1 protein-coding gene is annotated in these 1,671 nt (G+C 62.3%); it reads left to right on the plus strand.

The annotated features are described in order from the left end of the window. Positions 1-94: 94 nt before the first annotated feature. Positions 95-1,450, plus strand: a complete 1,356-nt coding sequence (locus C8N34_RS25725; protein WP_006473457.1) for an IS1380-like element IS1247 family transposase — start codon at positions 95-97, stop codon at positions 1,448-1,450. Positions 1,451-1,671: the final 221 nt, after the last annotated feature.

A 1,671-nucleotide genomic window follows, 5' to 3' on the forward strand; every position in this document is an offset into this window, starting at 1 on the left:
CCCACATTTCCCAAGTAAGGCGCTGATTTCGCTGTCCTGACCATTATATTTCCTATATAAAACATGGTGTTGAAGGCTGCGAGGGGCGCGTTTCATGGATCACCCAGAGGGTGCGGGCTTGCAACGGGCAGATCGGGTGGATTTCGACCCTCGCGTGCGGCTGGAATTTCGCGGCACGCAGCTCAGTTCCGACGGCGGCCTTCTGGTGATGCGCGAGCTTGATGACGCGCTCGGGTTGTCCGATTTGGCGTCAGCGGCGCTGCGCGATACTCGCTCTGGCAAGAACACGGTCCATCGGCTCGACGGCCTGTTCCGGCAATCAGTCTTTGGGCGGCTGGCCGGATACGAGGATGTCAACGACGCCAACCGTCTCGCCTGCGATCCGGTCATGCGCCAAGTTGTCGGCGGCAGAGCGGTCGATGCACAAGCGGCCTCGGCATCGCAGATGGGACGGTTCGAGACCGAGACGCTGGCTCTGGCCGGGAACCGTGCCGCGCTGGCCGACCTGAACGGGCAATGGATCGACCGGTTCCATGACCGTAACGGGCTGAAGTACATCGTTCTGGACATGGACAGCTCGGTCAGCCCGACCCATGGCGACCAGGAAGGGTCTGCCTGGAATGGCCATTTCGACTGTAGCTGCTATCACCCCAACTTTCTGTTCAACCAGTTCGGGATGCTGGAACGCTGCGCCCTGCGCCATGGCAACGTCCACAGCGCCGATGGCTGGCGTGATGTTCTCGACCCCGTCATTGCGCGCTACGCGGAGCGCGACCTTGGTGGCAGGTTCTTCCGGGCCGATGCTGCCTACGCGATCCCGGCGATCTATGAGCGATTGGAAGAAGCGCGGTTCTTCTACGCCATCCGGCTGCCCGCAAACGCGGTCCTCAAGGACAAGATCGCGCATCGGCTAACGCGCCCTGTCGGGCGGCCGTCACTGACCAAGGTCAAGCGGTTCTTCGAGGAATTCGAGTATCAGGCGGCGTCCTGGGACAAGGAACGCCGGGTGATCGCCAAGATCGAATGGCATCCGGGCGAACTGTTCCCGCGTGTCGGCTTCATCGTCACCAACCTGCCGATGGAGCCGGACTGGGTGGTGCGGTTCTACAACCAGCGCGGCACCGCCGAGCAGCACATCAAAGAGGGCAAATACGCCTTTCGCTGGACGCGGCTGTCGTGCCGGAAGTTCCGCGACAATGAGGTGCGGCTGCAACTGCACGCCCTGGCGTACAACCTGGCCACCTTCTTGCGCTGCATCGAGCTGCCCGAGGCCATGGCCGACTGGTCGTTGACCAGCCTGCAACTGAAGCTGATCAAGATCGGGGCACGTGTGGTCCGTCACGCCCGCACCATCACCTTCCAGCTGGCCGAGGTCGCTGTCACCGGCACGATGGTACGCGCCATCCTCGCCGCTATCCGCCGATTGCGAGCGCCACCGCTATGCGCATGATCGCGATCCACGCTCAAACTGAACGAAAGCGGCTGGACAGATCTGTCCGCTGCGCTGAAAAACGCCGCCCCTGGGCAAGGAAACAGCGGCTTCGCGGTCTGATCCGTCCAGATCCAGCAGTCTGCGCGACCGCAGGTGCCGCTTGCGGCAGAAAATCCTTGTCTAGCGCTCGGATACAGGCGATCTTCACCTCAAACGACACGCCACTTGGGGAATGCAGG

This window comes from Gemmobacter caeni, assembly GCF_003054195.1.
Taxonomy (GTDB): domain Bacteria; phylum Pseudomonadota; class Alphaproteobacteria; order Rhodobacterales; family Rhodobacteraceae; genus Gemmobacter; species Gemmobacter caeni.